Origin of the sequence: Paraburkholderia caffeinitolerans (genome assembly GCF_902859945.1) — a bacterium.
Taxonomy (GTDB): Bacteria; Pseudomonadota; Gammaproteobacteria; order Burkholderiales; family Burkholderiaceae; genus Paraburkholderia; species Paraburkholderia caffeinitolerans.
This window is the reverse complement of the sequence record NZ_CADIKL010000092.1, coordinates 1-2,282: the sequence shown is the minus strand read 5'-3', so window position 1 is coordinate 2,282 and position 2,282 is coordinate 1. Positions and strand designations below refer to the sequence as shown.

General features: G+C 63.1%; 3 protein-coding genes. All 3 read right to left on the bottom strand.

The annotated features are described in order from the left end of the window. On the bottom strand, window positions 1-1,481 hold a 1,481-nt coding region (sdhA, locus tag HV773_RS36340), incomplete at its 3' end, for a succinate dehydrogenase flavoprotein subunit (RefSeq protein ID WP_175198531.1). 4 nt (window positions 1,482-1,485) lie between these two features. After that, complete coding sequence (gene sdhD, locus HV773_RS36335) at window positions 1,486-1,854, bottom strand: succinate dehydrogenase, hydrophobic membrane anchor protein (RefSeq protein ID WP_175198530.1); 369 nt, start codon at window positions 1,852-1,854, stop codon at window positions 1,486-1,488. Window positions 1,855-1,856: 2 nt separating this feature from the next. Next, the gene (gene sdhC, locus HV773_RS36330) at window positions 1,857-2,273 is read right to left on the bottom strand and encodes a succinate dehydrogenase, cytochrome b556 subunit (protein WP_175198529.1); all 417 of its coding nucleotides are present in this window, start codon (window positions 2,271-2,273) and stop codon (window positions 1,857-1,859) included. Window positions 2,274-2,282: the final 9 nt, after the last annotated feature.

Here is a 2,282-nt window from a genome sequence, read left to right as displayed (position 1 = left end):
GTAACCTGCGCGATGTCCCTGACACCTTCCGCAAGCAGCGCCGAGGTACGGAACACGCCAGCGTGCTTCTGCATCGAGCCGCGGATCTGGTTCGCGACGGACTGCGCGTACTCGCCCGAGGTCGAGTTGTCGAGCTTCGCAAGGCGCGCGAGCGAGAAGTCGGCGGCGTCTGCCGGCAGCGGCTTGTGCTCCTTCAGTTCCTTCACGTGCTTGACGATGTGGTTGCCGGCAGCGCGGCCGAACACCACGAGGTCGAGCAGCGAGTTCGTGCCCAGGCGGTTTGCGCCGTGCACCGAGACGCACGAGCATTCGCCCACGGCGTAGAAGCCGTTGACGACTTCTTCGTGGCCCTTCGGCGTGCCGACGACCTGACCATTGATGTTGGTCGGGATGCCGCCCATCTGGTAGTGAATCGTCGGCACGACCGGGATCGGTTCCTTGATGCAGTCCACGTTCGCGAACTTCAGCGCGATTTCGCGGATCGACGGCAGACGCTTCATGATCGTCTCTGCGCCGATGTGCGAGAGGTCGAGCAGCACGTGATCCTTGTGCGCGCCAACACCGCGGCCTTCCTTGATTTCCTGGTCCATCGAACGCGAGACGAAGTCACGCGGTGCGAGGTCCTTCAGCGTGGGCGCATAGCGCTCCATGAAGCGCTCGCCGTTGGAGTTGCGCAGAATGCCGCCTTCGCCGCGCACGCCTTCGGTAATCAGCACGCCCGCGCCGGCCACGCCGGTCGGGTGGAACTGCCAGAACTCCATGTCCTGCAGCGCGATGCCCGAACGGGCCGCCATGCCCAGGCCATCACCGGTGTTGATGAACGCGTTGGTGGATGCCGCGAAGATCCGGCCCGCGCCGCCCGTGGCGAACAGCGTGGTCTTGCCTTCGAGGATATAGACGTCGCCCGTTTCCATTTCGAGCGCGGTCACGCCGAGCACGTCGCCTTCGGCGTCGCGGATCAGGTCCAGCGCCATCCATTCGACGAAGAACGTGGTCTTCGCCGCGACGTTCTGCTGGTACAGCGTGTGCAGCAACGCGTGGCCGGTACGGTCAGCAGCCGCACAGGCGCGCTGGACCGGCTTCTCGCCGTAGTTGGCCGTGTGGCCGCCGAACGGGCGCTGGTAAATGGTGCCGTCCGCATTGCGGTCGAACGGCATGCCCATGTGTTCCAGTTCGTAGACGGCGTTCGGCGCTTCACGGCACATGAACTCGATCGCGTCCTGGTCGCCGAGCCAGTCGGAGCCCTTGATCGTGTCGTAGAAGTGGAAGTGCCAGTTGTCTTCGCTCATGTTGCCGAGCGAAGCGCCGATGCCGCCCTGGGCAGCAACGGTGTGCGAACGCGTCGGGAACACCTTCGAGAGCACGCAGACCGAGAGGCCCGCGCGCGCCAGTTGCAGCGAGGCGCGCATCCCCGAACCGCCCGCGCCGACGATGACCACGTCGAATTTGCGACGCGGCAGAGAATTCTTGATTGCAGCCATTCTTTTACACTCTCCAGAGAATCTGAGCGGCGTAGCCGAGGCTGCCCAGCAGCCATGCGATCGTGAGGACGTCCAGCGTGATGCGCAGGCCGACCGGCTTGACGTAGTCCATCCAGATGTCACGCACGCCAATCCAGGCGTGATAGAACAGCGCGAGCACCGTGACGAACGTGGCGAGCTTCATCCACTGCGCGGAGAAGATCGAGGCCCAGCCGTCGTACGAAAAATCGTGTGCGCCGAAGAACTGCACGAGCAGCACAACCGTGTAGATCGCCATGATCACGGCGGTGGCGCGCTGGGCAATCCAGTCGCGCAGGCCGTAGTGAGCGCCCACGACGAGGCGCTTCGGACCGATACCGTTTTTAGCCGACATTATTAGAACGCTCCGAAGAGTTTGGCCGCGAAGGCGATCGTGAGGATCGTGGAGATGACAACGACCACGACCGAGGTCGACTTGCCCTTTTCCTTGCTCACGAGGTCATGGCTGAAGTCCATGAACAGGTGGCGCACGCCGGCGCAGAAGTGAAAGAGGAACGCCCAGCCGAGGACCAGCACGACGAGCTTGACGATGATGTTGGAGAGGAAGCCCCTGAAGACCTCGAAGCTGAGCTCCGAAGTGAGGCTCTGGTCAAACAGGAACAGCAGGAAAGGCAGGAACAGGAACAGTAGCGCACCGCTCACGCGGTGGCCGATCGACACGCGCCCCGCGAGTGGCAGACGGTATGCGAACAATATCTGCCCAAGCCCGATGTTCCGGAATTCCGGCCTCGGTTTTTTTGTGGCTTCAGCCATGCTAGACCC

Coding starts and splice junctions, on each gene's coding strand:
- sdhD (WP_175198530.1), bottom strand. CDS start 1,854: ATGTCGGCTAAAAACGGTATCGGTCCGAAGCGCCTCGTCGTGGGCGCT.
- sdhC (WP_175198529.1), bottom strand. CDS start 2,273: ATGGCTGAAGCCACAAAAAAACCGAGGCCGGAATTCCGGAACATCGGG.